Genomic DNA, 24,938 nt, shown 5'->3' on the forward strand with positions numbered 1-24,938 from the left:
CGCAACGCAGCCGCCCGGGTTCAGAACATTACGGTCCGTGAGGTAGTCATGAGAGTCTCTTCGAAATCCATCGTCGTCGCATTGCCCCTGGCCTGGATGGCCGGTGTCATCTACTTTTATCCCCCTCAACTGCAGTACGACGCGCCGGAACAGGCGATGGCCCGCCTGGAACGAATGGCGCAGCGGTCAATCGTGCCCAGCGCTCCGCAGGGGAACCTGATTACCACGCAATACAATCGCGCCATTTTCCGCGAGACAGCCACCGGTGATGTCGAGATCGATTCGCACACGACCGACAAGCTGGACGTGCTGCTGCGGGCACTGCCGCAGGATTACCGCGATGAAGAGCTGGAGCGTGTCGAACAGGCCGTCCAGACAGGATTGTCTGCACACGCCGCCGAACGGGCTGGCCAACTGTTGCGCACCTATCTCGCTTATCGCGACACCGAAGCCGCATTGCTTGCCGAACGGCGTGGCGACGATGTGATCGATGCGGCCGACATGTTCAGGCGGATCAGCGGCATCCGGCACGAATTCTTCGGCAGAGATGCCGATGCGCTGTTCGGCGCGAAGGAAGCCGAGGCGCGGGTCTCCCTGGAAGCGGCGCGCATTGCTTCCGATCCGGGACTGAGCAAGGAGCAGCAGGCGCAACGCATCGCCGCACTGCAGGCTACGCTGCCGAGGAAGGCTGGGGGGGATTCAGGTTACTACGAGGATGTCGTGCAAACCGCGCAAGCGGCTGCGAGTGACCTGAGAAAGACATTCGCCGAGCGGACGGTCCAGGAGCTGGTAAGGTAACATCTTCATTCCATGCGCCGCGCACGCCTCAGTCGTCCTCCGGATGGACGCGCTGCAGGCGATAGCGCGGCTCTTCCACGCGCAGGATCGCCAGGATCGACAGGGATTTCACGGCCACGGCCAGCCAGAACACGTAGATGAAATCGAAGCCCTGCGCGATCATCCCGCCGAGCAGCGGGCCAGTCGCCATCATCAGGTGTGAGGCCGTATCCGATACGGCGATCAGCATGGGTCGTTCATGCAAAGCGCCGAACTCCAGCACGAAGTTTTGCGAAGCCACGAAATAGCCGCCGAAACCTGCGCCAAGCCCGCAGAAAGCGAGCAGGATCATTAGCTGTCCGCTGGCCAGCATCAGCCCGATCGTCGACGCAGTCCACAGCACCATGCTCACCAGGAAGACTCGTCGGTAACCATGACGGTCGGCCATGGCGCCCCAGGCCAGGTTGCTCACGGTCTGTGAAAGCAGGAAAGCCAGCGAGAGATAGCCAAGCATTGCGCCGGAGAGGCTGATGGACTTGCCGGCGTAGATCGCATAAAAGGGGAGGGCCGTCGCGCCGAGTGCCGCCAGCGTGCGGGCGATGAAAAAGCGAGTGTAGTGGACGTCCGAGCGCAGAATGGCAGGCACTTGCCGCAGGCGCTCCCACAGGTCGGATTGCGCATTCACCGCCAGCGAATCCGGTTCGTGCACGAAGGTGAGCGCCGAGATGCCGAGGCTGGTCAACACGAAGGCAACCAGGAAAGTGGTGGCATAGCCGTTACCGAAGACATTCCCTTCCACCAGGTAGCGACCGCCCAGGTAGGCGACACCCGACGCGATCAGGCCGCCGAGGAAATTGCGCAGCCCGGTCAACTGCCCGCGCCGCTCCACCGGAATCACCTTCGACATGAGAAAACTGAACGTTACGCTCTGCATGCCGTTGAAGAATCCGAACAGGGCAAGGAACAGGCAGGCGGCAACGAGCGCGGCGCGGCCGGACAGCAGGTAGGCCGACAGGGCCAGGCCTAGCACCTGCGCGCGCATCAGCCATCCCACGTTGTAGACGACGCGCATCACTCGGCGCCGGTGTTCGATCAGGGTCGCGCCCCAGATCGAAGACAGCGCCATGCCGAGATATTGCGCGCCAAGCGCAAGGCCGACAGCGATCTTGGAGTTGGACAGGAGATAGACATAGGCTGGCACAAAGGTCGGCGCGGTCACCAGCCGAAAACCGGTCACGCCCAGCATGCCATGCACGAGATTGGCCGCGAAGTTACGAGGCAGGTCGCGGCGCACCTGCGCATGAAATGCCGCCTCGTCCGATGGCAGGCTTGCCTGCACTGTAATAGATGACGCGTTGGCGCTCATGCCTGCAACTTCAACCTCTATGGAGTTTTCGTGAAAGCGGTATGCTGACTGACTGTCCGATATTAACATACGACTCGCCACGGAAAGCAATAATGAACCGGTTGTGGAGAGGAGATGATGAATGGGCGGGAGAGTTGATCTACGGTGTGATAATTTTGTCCACGGAAAACACGAAAAACACGAAAATATCCTTTAATTTCTTCCGTGTTTTTCGTGTTTTCCGTGGATCCCCATAATGATCTGTGCACAACAGAGATATGCGGGGAAGCACTTATGCAAATTCATTCGGGTGAACCGCTGGAATTTCGTGGAACAGGAAATCAGCCTTGCCCTCGGCTGGTTTTTTTGAAAAGATGGGTATGTTGTGCGCGAAGCCCTCGCACATGCTGACAAGACCTTAAAACTGGCTGTGCCGTCGTTCGGCAACGGTATAATCCGCCGACCCTATCATCGCCCGACACATTTCACACATGAACAAAGCACCGCAGGCTGGCCGAATGACGCAACGTTACGCGAAGAAGCGCGATGCCATTCTTCATGCCGCGGCTCAACTGTTCAATCAGCATGGCATGAAAGGGGCGACGCTATCGGACGTCGCGGGGCGCGTGGACTTGAGCACGAACAGCATCACCTACTACTACAAGAAGAAGGAAGACCTGGTGGTGGCCTGTCTGCTGCGGTCGATCGAAGTAATCAACGACATCATCTCGTCGGCCGCGGAGGCGCCTTCGCCCGCGGAGCGCATCCGTGTGTTCATCCGGCTGTTCGTTGCCAGGCTGGCAAGGATACAGACCGGCGATGCGCCGGAAATGATGGCCTTCCGGGATGTGCAGACACTGGCCAGTCCGCATTCCGAAGTGGTCTATGCCGCTTATACGGACATGTTCCGGCGCGTGCGCCGGCTGCTGGCGAGCGACGCGGTGCCGCGCGCCGATCGCGTGGCGCTGAATGCGCGCAGCCACTTGCTGCTGACGCTGACGATCGGCGCCATGAGCTGGAGCTCGCGCTATGATCCGGAAGACCATGAGCTTGTCGCCGAACGCATGAGCGATGTGCTGATAGGTGGCCTCGCTGCGCCGGCATCGCGCTGGGGTTCTACGGCACTGGACGAGGAATTGGCGCATGCCCCGGAAGGGGCTGACACCACGCAGGATGCCTTCCTGCGCGCGGCAACGGCATTGATCAACGAAGCCGGTTACCGGGGCGCGTCGGTCGACCGCATTTCGGCACGACTGAACGTGACCAAGGGTTCCTTCTACCACCACAATCCGAGCAAGGAAGAACTGATCTCTGCCTGCTTCGAACGCACCTTCGCCGTCACCAGGCGCATGCAGATGATCGCGCTCAAGGCTTCCGGTCCGGGTTGGGACAAGCTGTGCGCCGTCGCGCGGGCGCTAGTCCGCTTCCAGTTTTCCGAGCATGGGCCGCTGCTGCGCATGTCGGCCTGGAGCGAGTTGCCGGACGAGATCCGTGAGGACAATCTCAGGACCATCAACCAGCTCGGCCAGCGTTTCGTCAGTTTCCTGGTCGACGGCATGAAGGACGGCTCCATCCGCCCGCTTGATCAGATGATCGCGGCCTACCAGGTCGGCGGCATGATCAATGCGTCCGTCGTGCTCGACCGCTGGGTACCTGATATCACCGCGGAAAACGCCGTCGAGCTTTTCGTGCGCCCGCTGTTCCTCGGGATCCTCGCGGAGTAAGTCTCCCGTCGCTCGCTGCGCAGCAGCTGCCTTTCCACCTTTGCGCCTTCTTCCCGCGTGCCGTTCACAATGCACGCTTGCGCACGCACAGGAAATATTCAGGTCATACCCATTTTTCGTAAATACGGTATTGACACTGGCATCAGCAGCGCGCTATAAAAACGCATTGCTGTAGCGCGCCATTAAAATATTTTAGAAAAATCGGATTGGTTTCAGCGTGCAGTGCATGAGCATGACTTGAACGCAGTGACAATCCGGATGGAAAGGCCGCAAGCATCTGAACTGGAGAAAACCATGGAAGATCCGAACGCGTTCCGCAAGGAAGTGCGCGCCTGGCTTGAGGCGAATTGCCCGGCCGAGATGCGCCAGCCCGCGCAGGGCGAGGAAGACATCTGCTGGGGCGGGCGGAGATTCGTTTTCCGCTCCGAAGCGCAGCGCAGCTGGATGCAGCGCATGGCGGAGCGGGGATGGACCGTGCCTGAATGGCCTCGCGAGTACGGTGGTGGCGGGTTGTCGAAAGATCAGGGCAAGGTATTGCGCCAGGAGATGCAGTCGCTCGGTTGCCGTCCGCCCCTGCAGAGCTTCGGCATCTGGATGCTCGGGCCGGCCTTGCTCAAGTACGGCTCCGAGGAACAAAAACGCAGGTATCTGCCTGAAATCGCACGTGGCGAAATTCGCTGGTGCCAGGGCTATTCCGAACCGAATGCCGGCTCCGACCTGGCATCGCTGCAAACCCGTGCCGAGGAGCAGGGCGATCACTTCATCGTCAATGGACAAAAGACCTGGACATCCTACGCCGACAAGGCGGACTGGATCTTCTGTCTCGTGCGCACCGACTTCAATGCGAAGAAACATACCGGCATCAGCTTCCTGCTGTTCGGCATGGAATCGCCCGGTGTTTCGACGCGCCCGATCACACTCATTTCCGGCAAGTCACCGTTCTGCGAGACCTTCTTCGACAATGTGAAGGTGCCAAAGGAAAACCTGGTTGGCCAGCCGAACGGCGGATGGGAGATTGCCAAATACCTGCTGACCCATGAGCGCGAAATGATCGGTGCCGTTGGCGATCGTGCCGTGAGCCGGCCGCTGGGCGCATTCGCCGGCGCGGCGGTCGGCCTGGATGCAGACGGTCGGCTCGATGATCCGATGCTGCGCGCCCAGATTGCGATGTTCGAGATCGACGAGGCGGCGTTCCGCCTGACCCTCGAACGCACCGGCGACCTTGCACGGCAGGGGCGCGCCGAACCGGCGTTTTCGTCGGTCCTCAAGTACTACGGCGCGGAGCTGAACAAACGCAGGTATGAATTGCTGATGTCCGCCGGCGGTGCCGATGCGCTGGAATGGGAGGGCGATCGCAGTCGCGACGGTGAGCTCGCGCGCACCTGGTTGCGGACCAAGGCCAATTCCATAGAAGGCGGCACCAGCGAGGTGCAGCTGAACATCATCGCGAAACGCATCCTCGGCCTGCCGGGCGCTTGAGGCTGACACTCACCGATACGGATCAGACATGGCTATCGCATTGAATCAGGAACAGGAAATGCTGCGCGACAGCGCAATGGTTTTCCTTCGCGAGAACGCGCCGGTTTCGCAGCTGCGCAAGTTGCGCGACAGCCGCGACGAAACAGGTTTCTCACGCGAGCTCTGGCAAAGCTTCGCGGACATGGGCTTCACTGGCGTGCTCATTCCGGAGGCTTACGGCGGCCTCGGGCTGGGGCAGGTGGAAGCCGGCGTCATCATGGAGGCGATCGGTCGCAATCTCGGCGCGGTGCCGTTCTTGTCGACGGCAGTGCTCTCGGCGTCAGTGCTGGCGCGCCAGGGCAGCGAGGAACAAAGGCAGAAATACTTGCCGGCGATTGCTGACGGCAAGATCGTCATGGCACTGGCACTGGACGAGAGCAGCAAGCACAGGCCCGAAAGACAATCGCTCCGGGCAACGCCGAATGGACATGGTTTCCGGCTCAACGGTGCCAAGACCTTCGTGGTCGACGGCCATGTTGCCGACACGCTCGTCGTCGCGGCGCGCATTGCCGGCAATGAAGGTGACCGGGACGGCATCAGCCTGTTTCTCGTTGATCGCAGCTCGCCCGGCGTGCAAGTGGAACGCACGATCATGGTCGATGCGCATAATGCGGCACGCATTTCTTTCAGCGATGTGGAGGTGGAGGCTGGTGCCTTGATCGGCGCATCGGGCGAAGGCTGGCCGCTGCTCGAAGCAACGCTCGACGCCGGCCGCATCGCACTGGCATCGGAACTGCTGGGCATGGCGGATGAAGTGTTTACGCGGACGCTGGATTACCTGAAAGAGCGCAAGCAGTTTGGCAAGATCATCGGCGAATTCCAGGCCTTGCAGCATCGCGCGGCGCATCTCTACACCGAAATCGAGATCACCCGAGCATTAGTCCTGCGCAGCCAGCAGATGCTGGATGAGGGCAACAGGAAGGATAACGGCAAGGGCAACGACGTGGCATCAGCGATGGTATCCGCCGCCAAGGCGCGCGCCGGCGCAACCGCCGCGCTTGCGGTGCAGGAGGGCGTGCAGATGCACGGCGGCATCGGCATGACCGACGAATTCGAGATCGGCTTCTTCATGAAGCGCCAACGCGTCGCGCAGGAACTGCTGGGCGACACGAATTACCACGCCGATCGCTGGGCGCGATTGAGTGCCTATTGAAGTCCGCTTTTATTGTCCACGGAAAACACGGAAAACACGAAAAAATCCTTTCTGTGTCTTTCGTGTTTTCCGTGGACAAAAGGTTTCTCGTCTTGATGCAATGTCTACGCTACACCTTCATCCCCGGTAGGTTCAGTGAGGCGGTGTTACCGCCGTCGACCGGTAATGCCTGGCCGGTGACGTAGCTCGCGTCGTCGCTGGCGAGGAAGGCGATCACGGCGGCTACTTCCTGCGGTCTGCCGTAGCGGCGGAGTTCGCAGCGCGAACCGAGCTTGTCTTCCTTGTTGGCGGCCCGTGCGCGTTCGAATACAGGGGCGGTCATGCCGGTCTCGATCAGGCCGGGGCAGACGACGTTCACACGCACGTTCCATTCACCGAGATCGCAGGCGGAGGTCATCGTGAGATTGATCACGGCGGCCTTCGAGGCGCTGTAGGCATTGCCGCCCGCACCGGAACGCACACCTGCCACCGACGCGGTGTTCACGATCGCGCCGCCATGTTGCTCGCACATGATGCGCGCCGCGTATTTGGTGAAGTGGACCGCGCCCATCAGATTGACGGCAAGGATGCGTTGCCAGACTTCGGTGTCGGTGTCCGTGATTTTGGAGTAATCGCCGCCGGAAATGCCGGCGTTATTGCACAGCGCGTCAATGCGGCCGCACTTCGCAAATACATCGGCCACGCATTTCTCGACCTCCGCCTCACTGGAGATATCCAGTGCACGGAACCAGACCTTTTTCTGGTCCGGCAGCAGGGCTGCTGTTTCCACGAGAGCGGCTTCATTGCGGTCCACCAGCGCCACGAAAGCGCCTTCCGCCGCAAGCCGTTGTGCAGTTGCGCGCCCGATGCCGCTGGCTGCGCCGGTGACGATGGCTACCTTGCTGTCGAATCGCATCCAATCCTCCTGTTATGAAAGTGCCTTTTCACGTTCCTGCAATTCGCGCCACTGCAACTTGCCCGACGATGACTTGGGCAGACTGTCGACAAACTCGACAATGCGCGGACTCTTGTAGGCCGCCATGTTTTCGTGTGCCCAGTCGATGATCTCCTGCGCGCCGATCTTGCCGCGCCAGGCGTCGCGCAGCACGATCACCGCTTTCACCGTTTCGCCGCGCTTCGCATCATTCGCGGCGATGACGCAGGCTTCCTGGATGGCGGGATGCTGATACAGCATCGTTTCCACTTCCGCCGGCCACACCTTGAAACCCGATGCATTGATCATGCGCTTCAGGCGGTCGACCATGAAGAAGTAGCCGTCTTCGTCGGTCATCGCAAGATCACCGGTGCGCAGAAAACGCTTGCCGTCGATCTCGACAAAGGCGTCCTTCGTGGCTGCAGGATGATTCCAGTAACCCTGCATGACATGCGGCGCATTGACGATGATTTCTCCGGTTTCGCCCGGCGGCAGTTCATGGAAATCCGCTGGATCAACCACACGCGCTTCGACGTCGTAAATAGGAATGCCGAGGCATTGTTTCTTGGGACGCAGCGGCGGATTGATGTGCGTCGCCGCAATCGTCTCCGACATGCCGTAGCCCTCGACATAGGGCACACCCAGCAGGTCCCTGAGCTTTTGCGCCACCGCTTCCGGCATGGCTGCGCCGCCGCCGCGAATGCCGCGAAGACTCGAGAGGTCGTATTCGCCGATGCGCGGATTCGCCAGCAGGTCCACCACCATGGTCGAGATCAGTTGCAGCGTGCCGATGCGGTAACGCTGGATGCAGGCCGCAGCCACGTCGCGATCCCAGCGCGGCAGGATCACGATGGTGCTGCCGTAATACAGCGGACCGCTCATGCTGCCCTGCATGCCGGTGACATGGAAGAAGGGCAACACGCTCAGCGTCACCGCATCCTGGTTGGTGTTGAACCACTGCATGCTCGCCACCAGCGAAAACATCACACCACGATGCGTGTGCATGCAGCCTTTCGGATGGCCGGTGGTGCCGGAGGTATAGGGCATCACGCACAGATCATCCGGTCCGACCGTCAGCGGGCCTGGCCGCAAATTGCGCGTCAGCATGTCGCTCCACAGCGTGACACCCTTTCCGTTGAGCGGCTCGCGCGGAGCCGACACGAAATCGGGGATCTTCAGGTCGGTGGGACGCTTCAGGTAATCCGAATAGGCCGCGACGAGGATCTGCTCCAGCCCGTGTTCCAGCATGGGCGCCATCTGCGGGAACAAGTCCTGCGCCACGATGGCGGCCGTTGCGCCGGTGTCCTTCACATAGTGCAGCAGCTCGTGGGACTTGTTCATCGGATTGACCGGAACCACCACGGCATTGGCGCGCAGGATGCCGTAATAGGCCAGCACGAACTGCGGGCTGTTCTGCATGAAGAGCAGCACGCGGTCACCTTTCTTCACCTTGCATACCTGCTCCAGGTAACCGGCGATGCGCTCCGCTTCGTCCTTGAACTCGGCGTAGGTGATCGGCGTATCGTAGAACAGGATGTAAGGTTTGTCCGGATACCGCGCGGCCGACACTTCCACGTTGTAGAACAGGCTGGTCTGCGGCGCGGTGAGATGACGCGAATGACCAGCCGGCCAGAATGGGAAATGACGATCGGACATGGACGGATCAGCGTTCGATGTAACGCGACAGTTCCAGTTTGGCGATCGCGTTGCGATGCACTTCGTCCGGGCCATCGGCAAGGCGGATCGAACGCGCGCTGGCATAAGAGTGCGCGAGCGGCGTGTCCTGGCTGACACCGGCGCCGCCGTGGGCCTGGATGGCCCAGTCGATCACCTGGCAGGCCATGTTCGGCGCGATCACCTTGATCATCGCGATTTCCTTCGCAGCCACCTTGTTGCCCACCGTATCCATCATGTGCGCCGCATTCAGAACCATCAGGCGCGCCTGGTCGATCATGATGCGCGAGTTGGCGATGCGCTCGCGCCATACGCCTTGCTCGGCGATCTTCTTGCCGAATGCGGTACGGGCGAGAGTGCGGCGGCACATCAATTCCAGCGCAACTTCGGCGCGGCCGATCAGGCGCATGCAGTGATGAATGCGGCCCGGGCCAAGGCGGCCTTGCGCAATCTCGAATCCGCGTCCTTCGCCGAGGAGGATGTTGGATACCGGCACGCGCACGTTGTCGAAACGCACTTCCGCATGGCCGTGCGGCGCATCGTCGAAGCCGAACACCGACATGTTGCGCAGGATGGTCACGCCCTTGGTTTCGGTCGGGACCAGGATCATCGATTGCTGGCGATGGCGGTTCGGACTGTTCGGATCGGTCTTGCCCATGAAGATCAGGATCTTGCAACGCGGATCGCTGGCGCCCGAGGTGAACCACTTCTGGCCGTTGATCACGTAATGATCGCCGTCGCGCTCGACGCGCGCTTCGATGTTGGTCGCGTCCGAGGAGGCAACCGCCGGTTCGGTCATTGCGAAGCCGGAGCGGATTTCGCCGTTGAGCAGGGGGATCAGCCATTGCTGCTGCTGTTCTTCGGTGGCGTAACGCACCAGTGTTTCCATGTTGCCGGTGTCAGGCGCGGCACAGTTGAATACTTCGGCGGCGATCGGCACGCGGCCCATCAGCTCGCACAGCGGGGCATATTCGAAATTGGTGAGGCCGGCGCCATACTTCGACTCGGGCAGGAACAGGTTCCACAGGCCGGCCGCACGCGCCTTCGCCTTCAGGCCTTCGAGCGTCTTCGACACGATCCAGGGATTGCCGGCCTTGCGCGCGGCATCCATTTCTTCCTTGTAGTCATGTTCCGCCGGGATGATTTCGTCGTCAATGAATGTCTTGACGCGCTTTTGCAGGTCAAGGGATTTCTCCGAAAAATTGATCATGCTGCTCTCCTTAATGTTTGATTTGCTCGACCAACGCCCATGCCTGTTCGGCCAGCGGCCGTGTGCGCTTGCCTGCCTGTGCTGCTTCCGCGCTCGCCGCATTGCCGATCAGCGCGCGCTTGGTGATACCTTGCAGGATGCCGACAAGGCGGAACATGTTGAACACCATGTAGTATTCCCAGGCCTCTTTTGATACATCGGCGCGCCCGGTGCGCTCGCAATACGCGGCGAGGTATTCTTCTTCGGTGGGAATGCCGAGCTCGCGCAGGGGCACGCCCACCAGTCCGCGTCCACCTTCGCGCGGCATGCGCCAGGTCATGCAGTGATACGCAAAATCCGACAGCGGATGGCCGAGCGTCGACAATTCCCAGTCGAGCACGGCCAGGATGCGCGGCTCGGTTGGATGGAAGATGACGTTATCAACGCGGAAATCGCCGTGCACGATGCGCGTCTCGTCGCCCGCAGGGATGTTCTTCGGCAGCCATTCGATCAGGTTTTCCACGGCCTGCATGTGCTCGGTTTCGGAGGCACGGTACTGCTTGGTCCAGCGCGCCACCTGGCGTTCGAGATAGTTGCCGGGCCGGCCGTAGCTTTCCAGGCCAACGGCTGCGTAATTCACACTGTGCAGCGCGGCGATCACGCGATTCATTTCCTTGTAGATGGCGCGACGCTCTTCGGGCCGCATGCCTGGCAATGACGGATCCCACAGGATGCGCCCCTGCACATAGTCCATGATGTAGAAGGCTGTACCGATCACGGCATCGTCTTCGCATAGGGCATAGGTCCTTGCCACGGGAACGTCGGTGTTCGCGAGTGCGCTGATCACGCGGTATTCGCGGTCCACGGCGTGCGCCGAGGGCAGCAGTGTTCCTGGCGGTTTGCGCCGCATCACATACTGCTTGCCGCCGGCGGTGAGCAGGAAGGTCGGATTGGATTGTCCGCCCTTGAACTGTTCGACCTGCAGATCGCCGGAAAAGCCTTCCACGTGTTCGCGCATGAATGCGGCGAGCCTGTCGATGTCGAAAGCATGCTGCGGAGCGACTGGCCGGGTGCCGATGAAACGCTCGAGGTTGTCCTGGGTCATGTGCTGTCTTTGATGATGAGAGTCAGACAGCCGAGATGCCGCCGTCCACCGCGAGCGCCTGCCCGGTGATGTGCCGCGATGCTTCGGACGCGAGGAACACGACGGCGCCCTTCAGGTCTTCGTCGCCGCCGATGCGATGCAAGGGTGCCCGCGCGATGACGCCTTCGGACACTTTCTCCAGCAAGCCCGCCGACATTTTGGAAGGGAAGAAGCCGGGGCAGATCGCATTCACGTTGATGTTGTACTTGCCCCATTCCGAGGCCAGTGCGCGCGTGAAATTGACTGCCGCGCCCTTGGAGGTGTGATAGGCGATGGTGCTGACGTTGACGGCGCTGCCGCGCAGGCCGGCGACCGAGGCAATATTGATGATCTTGCCGTATTTTTTCGGGATCATGCACCGGCGCGCCACCTCGCGCGAGAGGAAGAAGACCGAGTCGACATTCAGTCCGAGCACCTTGCGCCAGGCTTCGTCCGGATATTCTTCCGCGGGCGCGCCCCATGTTGCGCCGGCGTTGTTGACGAGGATGTCGATGGTGCCGAAGCGTTGCAGCACCTGGTCGACCATGCCCGGGATCTGCTCCGGCCTGGAAAGGTCGTTGACGACTGTCTGCACCTCGTAGCCCATCTTTTCGAGATGCGCCTTGGCCTCGGCCAGTTCATCCGCCTTGCGCGCGGTGATGGCGAGCCTGCATCCCATTTCGCCCAGCGCTTCCGCCATTTGCAGGCCCAGCCCGCGCGATCCGCCGGTGATCAATGCCACCCGCCCGTCCAGCTTGAACAATTCCCTGACGCTCATCCCATGCTCCTCCTAGCAGACTTCGAACAGTCCGGCGGCGCCCTGGCCGCCACCGATGCACATCGTCACCACCACATATTTCGCACCGCGACGCTTGCCTTCGATCAGGGCATGCCCGGTCAGCCGCGAGCCGGAGACGCCGTAAGGATGGCCGACGGCGATCGCGCCACCGTTCACGTTCAGCAGCTCGTCTGGAATGCCGAGCTTGTCGCGGCAATAAAGCACCTGCACCGCGAAGGCTTCATTGAGTTCCCACAGCCCGATGTCATCCATCTTCAGGCCATTGCGCTCCAACAGTTTCGGCACGGCGAACACCGGGCCGATGCCCATTTCATCCGGATCGCAACCCGCGACTGCAAAGCCGCGGAAAATGCCGAGCGGCTCGATGCCGCGCTTCTCCGCCAGCTTGCCGTCCATCACGACGCAAGCAGATGAACCATCGGAATACTGGCTGGCATTGCCTGCCGTGATCACGCCGCCGGGAATGGCAGGGCGGATCTTCGAAACGCCTTCCAGCGTGGTGTCGGGGCGAATGCCTTCGTCGGCGGAAATCGTCACTTCGCGCGTGGTAATGCGGCCGGTCTGTTTGTCCACCACGCCCATCGCCATGGTCATCGGCACGATCTCGTCATCGAACTTGCCCGCGGTTTGTGCCGCAGCGGCGCGCAGCTGGCTGCGTACGCCGTATTCGTCCTGGCGTTCCTTGCTGATGTTGTAGCGCTTCGCGACCTGCTCGGCGGTCTGCAGCATGGGCCAGTAGAGTTCCGGCTTGTGTTCGATCAGCCAGGGGTCGAGGCGCATGTGGCGGTTGGCCTCGTTCTGCACGCAGGAAATCGATTCGACGCCACCGGCCACCATGACCGGCACGCGATCGACGATCACGCGATGCGCGGCCATGGCGATGGTCTGCAGGCCGGACGAGCAGAAACGGTTGACGGTGGCGCCGGCGGTGGTCACCGGCAGGCCGGCGCGCAAGGCGATGGCGCGGGCAATATTGCCGCCCGTCGTGCCCTCCATCAGTGAGCCGCCCATCAGGACGTCCTCGACTTCTGCCGGATCCACCCCGGCGCGCTCGACGGCGGCACGTACGGCATGCGCGCCCAGCGTCGCGCCATGGGTCATGTTGAATGCACCTTTCCAGGACTTCGCGAGTCCGGTGCGCGCGGTCGAGACGATGACGGCATCGTTGAGCATGGGGATCACCTCTTTTGTCCAGATCAGTTAAACGATTCGCCCGCCTGCGCAAGGCGCACGAGCGAGTCGGCCGGTTTCCAGAACGCGGCATCGCCACCGCGCTGCGCGGCAAAGCGGCGCATCTTTTCCACCACATTGGCAAGGCCGACGGTTTCCGCATACAGCATCGGCCCGCCGCGATGCGCCGGGAAGCCATAGCCGGTGAGGTACACCATGTCGATGTCGGAAGCCCGTGCCGCAATGCCTTCCTCGAGGATCCGCGCGCCCTCGTTGACCAGCGCGAAGATGCAGCGTTCGACGATTTCCTCGTCGCTCACCTTGCGTGGCGTGATGCCGGTGCTCTGGCGCGCGGCAGCAATGATTTCCTCGACCTGCGGATCGGGCAGTGCGTCGCGCTTGCCCGGCTCGTAGCGATACCAGCCCTTGCCGGTCTTCTGGCCGAATCGGCCGAGTTCGCACAATTGATCCGCGATCACCGAGCGTTTCATGTTCGGGTTTTCCGCATAGAGGCGCTTGCGGATCGACCAGCCGATGTCGAGGCCAGCCAGGTCGCCCATGCGGAACGGCCCCATCGCCATGCCCCAGTTTTCAAGGGCGCGGTCGATCTGCTGCGGCGAAGCGCCTTCATCCAGCAGTTCGTTGGCCTGGTTGCGGTAATACTTCAGCATGCGGTTGCCGATGAACCCATCGCACACGCCGGATACCACGGCGACCTTCTTGATCTTCTTCGCGAGTTGCATCACGGTGGCGAGCACATCCTTGCCGGTCTTTTCGCCGCGCACCACTTCCAGCAGCCGCATCACGTTGGCAGGACTGAAGAAGTGCATGCCGACCACGTCCTGCGGACGCTTGGTGAAAGAAGCAATCCTGTTCACGTCCAGCGTCGAGGTGTTCGACGCCAGGATCGCACCTTGCTTCATGACCTCGTCCAGCTTCTTGAATACCTGCTCCTTCACGCCGATGTCTTCGAATACCGCTTCGATCACGAGGTCGCAATCCTTGATGTCGTCATACGAGAGCGTCGGCGCCAGCAGGATCATGCGCGCGTCCATCTTCTCGGCAGTGAGCTTGCCTTTCTTGACCGTGTTCTCGTAGTTCTTGCGGATGGTCGCGATGCCGCGGTCCAGCGCTTCCTGCTTCATTTCGAGCATGACAACGGGGATGCCGGCATTGAGGAAGTTCATCGCGATGCCGCCGCCCATGGTCCCGGCACCGATCACGGCTACGCGGTGGATCGGACGCGTCGGCGTGTCGGCCGGCACGTCAGGGATCTTGGACGCAGCGCGCTCGCCGATAAAGGCATGGCGCAGGGCACGCGATTCCGGTGTGTTCATCAGCCACAGGAATGCCTCGCGTTCGATCGTCATGCCTTCGTCGAAGGGCTTGAAGTAGGCTGCAGCGACGGCTTCCAGGCATTTGAGCGGCGCGGGGAAATGCCTGATCGTGGCACTGATCGTGTTGCGCGCGAACTGCAGATAGGCTTCACCGAGCGGCTCGTTGATCTTGATGTCGCGCACGCGCTTGAGCGGCCGGTTTTCGGCAACTACCTTGCGCGCGAACTCGAGCGCGCCCTCCAGCAGATCGCCCTCGATGATGGCATCGAACAGCGCCGTCGCCTTGAGTTGCGCGGCTGGGACGGGATTGCCGGAGACGATCATGTTGAGTGCCGTATCGAGGCCGACAAGGCGTGGCAGGCGCTGCGTGCCGCCGGCGCCGGGCAGGATGCCCAGTTTGACCTCGGGCAGCGCGATCTGCGCGTCCGGCTTCGTGACGCGGAAGTGGCAACCCAGCGCCAATTCAAGTCCGCCGCCCATGCATGCGCCGGCGATGGCAGCGACGACCGGCTTGGAAGCGGATTCGATGACGCGAATGACCGACAGCAGATTCGGTTCCTGCCCGGATTTTGGCGTGCCGAACTCCTTGATGTCCGCGCCGCCGGAGAACGCGCGAACCGAGCCGATCAGGACGATCGCGCGCACGGCATCGTCGGCCAGCGCTCGGTCGACGCAGGTAATGATGGCCCGGCGCAGGCTCAGACCGAGGCCGTTGATCGGAGGGTTGTTGAGGGTGATGACGGCAACGTCGCGATCGACCGTGTATTCAGCGTGTTCCATGGCGGTGTTGTTCCTGTTTGTTTTTCCGGAAGGGCAATGAGACCGTACGGCTCGGTCTGTCCGGCCCTTGTTTTTCACCGACGGAGGCGAGGAAGACTGAGATCCACGCTCGTCGGCGCCTTTAGTTTTGCAGAGTAAAACTGTGTTCCATATAAGCTGTTGCGATATTATCAGGCGGTAGAAACGCTGTAAAGGCGCATTCCTCGGCGCTCGGTTTTTCTCCTATGGAATCGGAACGACGGATGAATCCGCCGGGGAACTGCGGGTGTTTCATCCGGAAAGGTCGGGATCATGGGTTTTCAGGTATAGTGGTTTTGGTACGCAATTTAAGATTCCGCAGAATGAAACCAGTTGAATTCTGAACCAATGAAAAATATTGACCACATGGCGCCGCTCGCGCAGAGGCAAGGCATGCCGGTTGAAGTGCCGGAAGGATTTGAACGACTGAACCGCGGCAGCCCGTTTGTGGAACTGGTCGGTCCGCTCTACGGCAAGAGGATTGACGGGCGGAATATCGTGATCGGCATGCGTGCCGGGCCACAACATGCGAACGTGAAAGGACTGGTCCACGGCGGCCTTATGCTGACGCTTGCGGACACGGCGCTAGGAATTGCGATCACGATCGCCAACGACGAAGTACCAATGGTGACGGTCAACCTGTCGACCGATTTCGTCGAGTCGGCGCATCCCGGAGACTGGATCGAAGCGCATGTGGACATCCAGCGCATCGGCGCGCGCCTGGCATTCGCCAACTGTTACCTGATGGTCGATGGCCGGCGCATCCTGCGGGCAAGCGGCGTGTTCGCTGCCAAGGGCAAAAGCAGGAAAGCGTAACCGGGAACTCTCGCAGCGGCGATGGCGGGATGGAACCGCACCGCCGTCCACGGATCGCAGTACACGGGGCTCGCGCATGTGCGCGGCCAAACCGTGACTGGAGATTGAACATGAGCGAGAAACGACTGAGCGGCGAACTCGCGCTCGTCACTGGATCCGATTCAGGCATCGGGCAGGCGACCGCGATTGCATTCGCCCGTGAAGGTGCGAACGTGATAGTCACCTACCTGCAAGACCGGCAGGGCGCCGAGCGCACTGCGCGCGAGATCGAGGCGGCCAGCCGCAAGGCTGCGGTGTTTCAGTGCGATCAACGTGAATCGAAGAACGTGCGGCAGCTTTTCCAGGACATCAAGTCCGGCATGGGCGTGCCGACCATCCTCGTCAATGATGCCGGGATCGATGCGCTCGGCAAGATGGTCAAGGACATGACGGATGATGATTGGGAAGATGCAATTCGCACCAACCTGAGCGGGCCGTTCTATTTCTGCCGCGAGTTCATCCGCAGCATCGAAGGATCAGGCAGGCACGGCAGCATCATCAACGTCACCAGCGTGCACCAGGAGATTCCGCGAGCGGGCGCATCCGGCTATGACGTGTCGAAGGGCGGGTTGCGCAACCTCACCACCACGCTTGCGCTGGAACTCGCGGAAAAGAACATCAACGTCAACAATATCGCGCCGGGCATGGTGCTGACGCCGATGAACCAGCAGGCCATCGACGACCCGAACGTGCTTCGGCAGCAGGTGCAGTCGATCCCGATGAAACGGGCTGCCAAGCCGGAAGAAATTGCTGCCGTCGCGGTATTCCTCGCTTCGAAAGATGCGCGGTATATCCACGGCACCACGATCGTGGTTGACGGTGCGCTGATGCTGTATCAGGGGCAGGGTGCGTAGCAGCGCAGAAATATTGCCGGTTTCCGTACCTTCCGCACTTCAGTCTCTTCGGTAGGCAAAACTCTCTGCGCTGTGAAGATCTGTCGCTCAGGTCAGGGCCGACGATTCCAGCTTGCGCGCCAGCGCGAGCAGGCGCGGCCTGACGTCGTTGAGCAGAAATTCCTTCGACAGGCTCGACGACGGGCCGCCGCAGTTGATGACGTGGACCGGAATCGTGCCGACGGAGCGGAAGGTGACCGCAATACCGTTCACGTCCTTCTGCCATTCTCCAAAGGAAGTGGCGCATCCGTATTTTTCGTAATCCTCCCTGCCGCGCGCCAGTCCCTCGCGCACTGCATCCGCCGCGGATTCATCCAGCTCAGCCGCGAGGCGCATGATGGCATTGCGCTCCGCTTCGGGCGCACCGGCAAGATACGCGCGCCCGATTGCCGACGAGGCGATCGGAATGCGTGAACCAACCTGCAGCGTCAATGCCAGGGTTGCAGTGCTGCGTACTACTTCCGTGTAGATGATGGAAAGCCGGTCGCGTACGCCAAGTGCGAGTGTCGCACCGGCGAAATCGGCGAGTTCCTGCATCAGGGGACGCGCGTACTGTCGGATGTCCATGCGCGCAAGCATCGAACTGCCCAGCGCAAGTGTGGCCGTACCCAATGCGTACCGTCCGCCAGGTTCGACCTGGACCAGGTAGCCGCGTTTGAGCAAGGTATATACAATGCGCGTCACCGTTGATTTCGGCAGCCCGCAGCGCTCGGAAATCTGCTGGTTGCTCAAGGACGCGTCGCCCGATCGGAAGCAGGCGAGCACGTCGAGGCCGCGCGAAAGCGCAGTGATGAAATAGCGGTCTTCGCCGCCTTTTCCTTTTTCGGCATCGTGCAGGTCGTCCGTGGTTTTATCTAGTGGCATTTCAGGCTCGCTATGCAGTTTTATGTTTTACGTATCAAAACTACTGCAATCTGCCAGAAATGTCCAGTCGCGAGGCGGTCCCGCAGCGCGCCCACGCAAGGAAAACCGCTCGACAAAGAAAGGGAAGGGCTGCGCACGGCATTCCTTCCCTCACACGCCTGCCCCTTCGGCGGCGCGCCGGGCAATCAGTAAGTCAGGCGGCCGCCGAGCCCAACCACGCCGATATCCAGGTAATGACTTCCCACACGGTTGGTTTCGCTGAAGCTGATCGGATAACCGGCGAGCATGTAACCGTTCATGGACGTCAGCGCCTTCGTCACCTTCTCGGGAGTGGGGTGCGGACCGGCCATGCGCACGGCTTCCACCATCAGGCGCGCATTCAGGTACACCTCGAAGTTGGTCGGCGTCGATTGCACGCCCTTGCCGTATTTTGATTTCAGGAAGGTCTGGAAGTCCTTGGCCAGCGGCAGGGTGGTCGAATCCGGATTGGGGATGACCTGGCTGATGCCGACGCCGCGCACGTGCTTTTCACCCGCCACCTGCGCCAGCATTTTTGCCGGCACATAGGACAGCGTGTAGATCTGCGAAGCGCCGACTGGAGCGTTGTAGACCTTCATGAAGTGCATCACCGCTTCCGGCAAGGCCATCAGCAGGATCGCCTGCGGCCTGGACTCGATGATCTGCCTGGCCTGCGAGGTGAAATCGGTCTCGCCCGCCTTGTACGAGGTCTTGTTGATGACTTCGAAGCCATAAGCCTGTGCGGCCTGGCCGATGCTCTGGTTGATGCTGGCGCCGAAAGCGTCATCCTGGTAGAGCAGGGCAATACGCTTCAGGCCGAGGGTCGATACGAGGCGCGCGATCTTCTTGATCTCGTCGGTGTAGCTGGCGCGCGTGTGGAAGATCTGTTCCGAGCCCGGGCCGCGGACAATGTCCGCGCCGCTGAATACGCCGACCAGCGGTACCCTGGATTTGTTCAGGATCCCGGTCTTCATGATCGCCACGGTGTTCACCGTGCCGACCGCGTTCACCAGGCCGACCACGTTGTCCTTCAGGACCGCTTCCGCGACCATGGCTGCCGTCTTGGCCGGATCGTACTGGTCGTCCTTGACGATAGCTTTTAAGGTGTTGCCGTTGATGCCGCCCTTGTCATTGACCATGGCAAGGTAGCCGTTGAAGATCGTTGCGCCGTCCTTGGATGTCGCCGCGTTCGGGCCGGTCAGTCCGGTCACCGAAGCAATCCGCACCTCGCCTGCCGTCGCAAGGCCGACAACCGCGCAGGCGGCCATGGCCGCCAATAGTTTTTTTCCCAACATGTTGTCTCCAGATGTTTGTTATTTCGTCATGGTTTGGGGCGCTGTGGTGTCGCCGTTCTGGCGTTCTATCTGGCCGCACTCCGGATCCGCGGACCGTGCGGTGATGCCCCTGCGAGAGTAGCGGCCCGGTGTATTGCCGCGCCTAACTGTTTATCACCATTTTTCTGAGGAAACAATCTAACTTTTTGCGCCTGGCCTGCAAGGTCAAGTTTGTGTCTTCAGGAGCATTTCATCTCTGCGAGCCCTCACTTATGATGGAATATGGAGATTGTTCCCAATGCGTTGTGCCCGCATTGCCTTGGCATTTCGCCTTTCCGAAGGAGGCATCATGAGCGGCTACCAGCTTGAATTTTTCATGGAGCAAAACAAGCGGCATGGGCATCAGACGATGTGGGAATGGCTGCTCGATGTTGCGCGTTCACATGGCATCCGCGGAGCCACTGTGTTCATGGGCGCGATGGGCTTCGGCCATGACCGCCGCATTCACTCAGCGCATTTTTTTGAACTGGCGGACCAGCCGGTGGAAGTGACCATGGTTGTCAGCGACGAGGAAGCTGAGCGGCTGTTCACGCTGCTCAGGCAGGAAAAAGTCCACATGTTCTATGTCAAGCTGCCCGTCGAGTTCGGCATGCTCGGCGAACCGGTATCAGGCTGAACCCGCAGGGGATGTCGGATCATCGCCGACGCGCCGGCCGGTACAACATCCGCGATCTTGATCAAGATCCAGTGATTGCACGAGAGAGGGGAAATCCGGCTGCGTCACGGCTTGCGCTGGAGTACCATGGACATGTCTGGCGAACGGCATGAAACACGCGACGTGATTCGGCCCGGGTACGCCATTGGCGACACATGTCTCGTCCCGCGATCATCTTCGACGGTTCGTGCGGGAGCGACAGCCAGGATGTTCTTTCGCATGCACTTCATGAACGCACCCCTGTTTCCGGTTCGACCCGGTTTGGCGAATGCAATCCGCACCCGACTGGATATTTCCTGGCGCCTGAAGGCGCGACAGGCATCGACACAAAACAGCTAACGAAAGATGACGATGATGAAAACCGAGCATTCCACACAAGACGAACAGTTGCGCGAAGCCGCACTTGACTACCACCGCAACCCGACGCGCGGCAAGATTCAGGTCGTGTCGACCAAGGCGTTGTCCAACCAGCGCGACCTTTCCCTGGCCTATTCGCCGGGCGTGGCCTACGCCTGCGAGGAAATCGAGAAGGACCCGTCGAAGGCCGCGGAATACACCTCGCGCGGCAACCTCGTGGCCGTGGTCACCAACGGCACTGCGGTCCTCGGCCTGGGCAATATCGGTCCGCTGGCCGGCAAGCCGGTCATGGAAGGCAAGGGCTGCCTGTTCAAGAAATTCGCCGGCGTTGACGTCTTCGACATCGAGCTCGCCGAACACGATCCGGACAAGCTTGTCGAGGCCATCGCCATGCTCGAGCCGACCGTGGGCGGGATCAATCTCGAAGACATCAAGGCGCCGGAGTGCTTCTACATCGAGAAGAAACTGCGCGAGCGCATGAACATTCCGGTCTTCCACGACGACCAGCACGGCACCGCGATCATTTCGACCGCCGCACTGCTCAATGCGCTCAAGGTGGTCGGCAAGGACATCGGCAAGGTGAAGCTGGCGGTGTCCGGCGCGGGCGCTGCCGCCATTGCCTGCCTCGACACCATGGTGGGCCTCGGTGTGCGCCGCGAGAACGTCTACGTCGTCGACTCGCGCGGTGTGATCTACTGCGGTCGCGATGCTCACATGGAAGAGAACAAGGCGCGCTACGCGCAGGACACCAACGCGCGCACGCTCGCCGATATCGTCAAGGGGGCCGATGTATTCCTCGGCTGCTCGACCGCCGGCGTGCTCACCGGCGAGATGGTAGCCACCATGGCGGACCGTCCGATCATCCTTGCGCTGGCCAATCCCGAACCCGAGATCCGCCCGGAAATCGCCAGGGCGGCGCGCCCGGACTGCATCATCGCCACTGGCCGCTCCGATTACCCGAACCAGGTCAACAACGTTCTGTGCTTCCCCTACATCTTCCGCGGCGCGCTCGACTGCGGCGCCACCAAGATCACCGAGGAAATGAAGTTGGCTTGCGTGAAGGCGATCGCCGAACTCGCCGAAGCCGAAAGCAACGATGCCGTGGCCGCCGCTTACGCCGGGCAGGACCTGACCTTCGGCCCAGAATATGTGATCCCCAAACCTTTCGACCAGCGCCTGATCGAGCGCATCGCACCGGCCGTCGCCAAGGCAGCGGCGGAGTCGGGCGTGGCCACGCGGCCGATCGCCAACCTGGAAGCCTATCGCCAGCAATTGAGCCAGCGCGTGTACCACACCGGCATGATCATGCGGCCGGTGTTCAATACGGCGAAGATGTCACCCAAGCGGGTTGCCTATGCTGAAGGCGAGGAAGAGCGCGTGTTGCGCGCCGTCCAGACGGTCGTCGATGAAGGCCTCGCGAAACCGACGCTGATCGGCCGCCCGCATGTGATCGATATGCGCATCAAGAAGGCCGGCCTGCGACTGAAGGCGGGTGTCGACTTCGAAGTCGTCAACCCGGAAGAAGATCCGCGCTACCGCACCTATCACGAAGCCTACCAGGCGCTGCGAGGCCGCGACGGCATCACACCTGACATGGCGAAAACCGCGCTGCGCCGTTCCAACACGCTGATCGGCACAATGCTGGTGCACATGGGCGACGCCGACGCGATGCTGTGCGGTACGGTCGGTCGCTTCGACGCGCATCTGGAACATGTGCGCGACGTCATCGGCCTTGCACCGGGTGCCAGCGTGCTTGCCACGATGAACGCGCTGATGCTCGAAAAGTACACGCTGTTCATCACCGACACCTACGTCAACGACGATCCTACGGCGGAAGAGATTGCGGCCATCACGCAACTCGCGGCGCACGAAATCATGCGCTTCGGCCTGCAGCCGAAAGTGGCGCTGCTCTCGCACTCGATGTTCGGCTCGTCATCGCGTCCGTCGGCGAAAAAGATGCGCGCGGCACGCGACATCCTGGCCCGCATCGCGCCGGAACTGGCGGTGGAAGGCGAGGTGCAGGGCGACGCGGCATTGTCGGAAGAGGTACGCCGTCACTTCCTGCCGAGCTCGACATTGACCGGCGCGGCCAACCTGCTCGTGATGCCGACGCTCGACGCCGCCAACATCGCCTTCAACCTGCTGAAGATCACAGGCGGCTATGGTGTCACGGTGGGGCCGATCCTGCTCGGGGCGGCCAAGCCGGTGCACATCCTCAATCCGGCTGCAACCACGCGCCGTATCGTCAACATGACCGCGCTGGCGGTTGCCGATGCGATCTCCGCCGGGCAAGCGACGCTCGCCAGCGCCGGCTGAGTTCCTGAACGCTTGCGATTCCTGCCATCTTCCGTCCGCTCTCGCGGATCGGGAGGGCGGGGCGCGTCACATGCGACGAGGTCACCCAAAGCGTGAGTCGAAAAAAAAGCCCGCGACCCCGAAGGGAGCGGGCCTAACCCTTCCTTGATAGGATGGAGGAGACATGTCTTCTCTTAAGCAATTCTCGGGCCAGCTCTAAAATTGGTCGGAACGAGGCCGAAATTGTCCGGAGTCGTCGCATAACCGGCACATGAAAGATCGAATTTGATCCGCTGATGGGCTAAACAGCCCTCACGCATTCCCGAAGATAAAACTCGGATTCTCATAAATGGCAATCTGCGCCGTGCGATGTCTCATGCAATCAGTCGCCGCGGCGTCGGCTTGTCGTTCATCGCCACCAGCTCGGACGGCGCGACAATGCTCAGCGGGACCGGCGCAGCCGGCATTTTGCGCGCATCGATGCGGAAGCGCGAAACCGAAGCCGATACGCGCATCGACTGGGCGGTCAGGTCATCGATAGCGCGAACCGCATCCTGTACCAGCTCGGAATTCTGTTGCGTCGTCCTGTCGATCTGATGGATGGATTGACCGATATTCAGCAGGTCTGCCGTCTGGCAGTCACTGGCGGTCTTGATATGCGCGACGATTCCTGTCACCTCATTAATGCTCGCCACCACCTGCTGCATGGTTGCACCGGCACGGTTGACCATGTCGCTGCCGTTCGCAATTTCGTTAACAGAATTCGTGATGAGGCTGCGGATTTCCTGGGCCGCTGTCGCGGAGCGCCGTGACAGATTGCGTACCTCATTGGCAACGACTGCGAATCCACGGCCGTGTTCGCCGGCGCGTACCGCTTCCACGGCGGCATTCAGTGCGAGGATATTGGTCTGGAAGGCGATCCCGTCGATCACACCGATGATTTCTGCAATCTGCCTGGAGGAGGCGTTGATCGATCCCATCGTGCGCACGACCTCGGCCACAACGCTGCCTCCCTCGGTCGCCACCCTGGCCGCGTCGGCGGCAAGCGCATGCGCTTCCTGCGTGTGTTCGGCATTGCGCTTGACGGTCGTCGTCATGGCGGCCATCGAACCAGTAATGACGCGCACCGACTCAGCCTGCGCGACCGTGCGGCGCGCGAGGTCTTCATTGTCGCGGGCGATGTCGGCGAGGGCGCCGTCGATCTCCGACACTCCGTCACGAATGTCGCGTGCCATGTGTGCCAAGTTGTCGTTCATCTGTTGCAGGGCGCGCATCAGCGCACTGATTTCGTCCTGGCCGCGCACCTGGATCGCGGAGGTCAGGTTGCCCGATGCCACGCGCGTGGCCACCGCTGCGGCATCCCGCAAGGGCAGGACGATACTGCGCGACAGGAAAACGGCCAGGCAGGCTCCGAGCACAAGGGCCAGTCCACCCGCACCAATCAGGATCACCACGCTGTTGGTGAAGATATCGTTTGCGGCATGGGCAATGCGGTTCGCTTCCGCGTTCTGGTATTCGGCCAGCGCATGGAGCGCTCCTTCGTAGGCTGCCAGCGCGCCATCAAGCTTGGTGGAGACGAGTTGTTCGACCTCGATGGTCTTGCCAATCGACTTCAGCCGGAACACATCGTTGCGTATCTTGAGGTAGGCATCTCCGGCCTGCCCGATCCGGTCCAGCAGCTTGATCTCGACGCTGCCGGCCGCAGAACGGCGCACCGATGCCGCCAGTTCGGCGATCGACTTGTCGCCGTCGGTGAGCTTGCCCTGAAAGTAGTCGCCGAGTTCCAGACTGTCGCTCTTGGCGATCGCGGTTGCCCGAGTGGCATTCAGTGCCACTGCATTTTGCCAGGATGCGATGAGCTGGCTGCGCGCCAGTTTTTCATTGACCAGCACTTTCGCCATACGGTCCACCGAATACAGTCGCCAGACGGAGAGCGCCGTGGTGAACGCCATGAATGCGAGGATGACTGCGAATGCGAGCATGAACCGGGTTTCTATGCGTGTGCGCCAGAATTTCATCGTTTTCCCATGACAGTGTGAATGCAGGCAAGCATAAGAATGAATTGCTACAAAGCAATGACATCGTTATCGAAGCAGCATGCACAAATTGTCATGAAACGGTCATACGCCGCGTGCATCATGACTTGC

19 protein-coding genes are annotated in these 24,938 nt (G+C 61.1%); 8 read left to right on the forward strand and 11 right to left on the reverse strand.

The window, feature by feature from the left end; all coding sequences use genetic code 11:
- The first annotated feature begins 48 nt into the window (after positions 1–48).
- Positions 49–798, forward strand: coding sequence for a lipase secretion chaperone (locus VJ698_RS06900; RefSeq protein ID WP_324101980.1), 750 nt, complete (start codon positions 49–51; stop codon positions 796–798).
- Between the two features lie 28 nt (positions 799–826).
- Here VJ698_RS06900 and VJ698_RS06905 read toward each other — a convergent pair whose 3' ends face one another.
- Entirely contained in the window at positions 827–2,143 is a 1,317-nt protein-coding gene (locus VJ698_RS06905) for an MFS transporter (RefSeq protein ID WP_324101981.1), read from the reverse strand.
- A 497-nt stretch (positions 2,144–2,640) separates the two neighbouring features.
- On the opposite strand from VJ698_RS06905, the gene VJ698_RS06910 reads away from it, so the two are divergent.
- From VJ698_RS06910 to VJ698_RS06920, 3 genes are all read left to right on the forward strand, one after another.
- On the forward strand, positions 2,641–3,846 hold the full coding sequence (locus VJ698_RS06910) for a TetR/AcrR family transcriptional regulator (RefSeq protein ID WP_324101982.1): 1,206 nt from the start codon (positions 2,641–2,643) through the stop codon (positions 3,844–3,846).
- Between the two features lie 294 nt (positions 3,847–4,140).
- A complete protein-coding gene (locus VJ698_RS06915) occupies positions 4,141–5,325 on the forward strand; it encodes an acyl-CoA dehydrogenase family protein (protein ID WP_324101983.1) in 1,185 nt (394 codons plus the stop codon).
- A 28-nt stretch (positions 5,326–5,353) separates the two neighbouring features.
- On the forward strand, positions 5,354–6,517 hold the full coding sequence (locus VJ698_RS06920; RefSeq protein ID WP_324101984.1) for an acyl-CoA dehydrogenase family protein: 1,164 nt from the start codon (positions 5,354–5,356) through the stop codon (positions 6,515–6,517).
- 109 nt (positions 6,518–6,626) lie between these two features.
- Here the strand turns inward: VJ698_RS06920 and VJ698_RS06925 are convergent, their stop codons facing one another.
- From VJ698_RS06925 to VJ698_RS06955, 7 genes are read right to left on the reverse strand one after another with little or no spacing between them, the layout of a single operon-like run.
- Positions 6,627–7,412 (reverse strand): SDR family oxidoreductase, encoded by a 786-nt coding sequence (locus VJ698_RS06925; protein WP_324101985.1) that lies wholly within the window; start codon positions 7,410–7,412, stop codon positions 6,627–6,629.
- A 12-nt stretch (positions 7,413–7,424) separates the two neighbouring features.
- Positions 7,425–9,086, reverse strand: a complete 1,662-nt coding sequence (locus tag VJ698_RS06930; protein WP_324101986.1) for a long-chain fatty acid--CoA ligase — start codon at positions 9,084–9,086, stop codon at positions 7,425–7,427.
- A gap of 7 nt (positions 9,087–9,093) precedes the next feature.
- On the reverse strand, positions 9,094–10,314 hold the full coding sequence (locus VJ698_RS06935) for an acyl-CoA dehydrogenase family protein (protein ID WP_324101987.1): 1,221 nt from the start codon (positions 10,312–10,314) through the stop codon (positions 9,094–9,096).
- Positions 10,315–10,324: 10 nt separating this feature from the next.
- The gene (locus VJ698_RS06940) at positions 10,325–11,398 is read right to left on the reverse strand and encodes a phosphotransferase (RefSeq protein WP_324101988.1); all 1,074 of its coding nucleotides are present in this window, start codon (positions 11,396–11,398) and stop codon (positions 10,325–10,327) included.
- Between the two features lie 22 nt (positions 11,399–11,420).
- Positions 11,421–12,194 (reverse strand): SDR family oxidoreductase, encoded by a 774-nt coding sequence (locus VJ698_RS06945; protein ID WP_324101989.1) that lies wholly within the window; start codon positions 12,192–12,194, stop codon positions 11,421–11,423.
- A 12-nt stretch (positions 12,195–12,206) separates the two neighbouring features.
- On the reverse strand, positions 12,207–13,388 hold the full coding sequence (locus VJ698_RS06950) for an acetyl-CoA C-acyltransferase (protein ID WP_324101990.1): 1,182 nt from the start codon (positions 13,386–13,388) through the stop codon (positions 12,207–12,209).
- A gap of 23 nt (positions 13,389–13,411) precedes the next feature.
- Positions 13,412–15,502 (reverse strand): 3-hydroxyacyl-CoA dehydrogenase NAD-binding domain-containing protein, encoded by a 2,091-nt coding sequence (locus tag VJ698_RS06955; protein ID WP_324101991.1) that lies wholly within the window; start codon positions 15,500–15,502, stop codon positions 13,412–13,414.
- 366 nt (positions 15,503–15,868) lie between these two features.
- On the opposite strand from VJ698_RS06955, the gene VJ698_RS06960 reads away from it, so the two are divergent.
- Positions 15,869–16,336 carry a PaaI family thioesterase gene (locus VJ698_RS06960; protein ID WP_324101992.1) on the forward strand — a complete coding sequence of 156 codons (468 nt, stop codon included), beginning with the start codon at positions 15,869–15,871 and terminating at the stop codon, positions 16,334–16,336.
- Between the two features lie 110 nt (positions 16,337–16,446).
- Positions 16,447–17,229, forward strand: coding sequence for an SDR family NAD(P)-dependent oxidoreductase (locus tag VJ698_RS06965; protein ID WP_324101993.1), 783 nt, complete (start codon positions 16,447–16,449; stop codon positions 17,227–17,229).
- Between the two features lie 87 nt (positions 17,230–17,316).
- Here the strand turns inward: VJ698_RS06965 and VJ698_RS06970 are convergent, their stop codons facing one another.
- Positions 17,317–18,132, reverse strand: a complete 816-nt coding sequence (locus VJ698_RS06970) for an IclR family transcriptional regulator (RefSeq protein WP_324101994.1) — start codon at positions 18,130–18,132, stop codon at positions 17,317–17,319.
- A gap of 185 nt (positions 18,133–18,317) precedes the next feature.
- Complete coding sequence (locus VJ698_RS06975; protein WP_324101995.1) at positions 18,318–19,445, reverse strand: ABC transporter substrate-binding protein; 1,128 nt, start codon at positions 19,443–19,445, stop codon at positions 18,318–18,320.
- Between the two features lie 328 nt (positions 19,446–19,773).
- Here VJ698_RS06975 and VJ698_RS06980 point away from each other — a divergent pair, with 328 nt between their 5' ends.
- Complete coding sequence (locus VJ698_RS06980; protein ID WP_324101996.1) at positions 19,774–20,100, forward strand: DUF190 domain-containing protein; 327 nt, start codon at positions 19,774–19,776, stop codon at positions 20,098–20,100.
- Positions 20,101–20,490: 390 nt separating this feature from the next.
- Entirely contained in the window at positions 20,491–22,812 is a 2,322-nt protein-coding gene (locus VJ698_RS06985) for an NADP-dependent malic enzyme (protein ID WP_324101997.1), read from the forward strand.
- 353 nt (positions 22,813–23,165) lie between these two features.
- Here VJ698_RS06985 and VJ698_RS06990 read toward each other — a convergent pair whose 3' ends face one another.
- A complete protein-coding gene (locus tag VJ698_RS06990) occupies positions 23,166–24,809 on the reverse strand; it encodes a methyl-accepting chemotaxis protein (RefSeq protein WP_324101998.1) in 1,644 nt (547 codons plus the stop codon).
- Between the last annotated feature and the right edge of the window lie 129 nt (positions 24,810–24,938).

Source organism: Noviherbaspirillum sp. (genome assembly GCF_035254685.1).
In the GTDB taxonomy this organism is placed as follows: Bacteria; Pseudomonadota; Gammaproteobacteria; order Burkholderiales; family Burkholderiaceae_D; genus Noviherbaspirillum.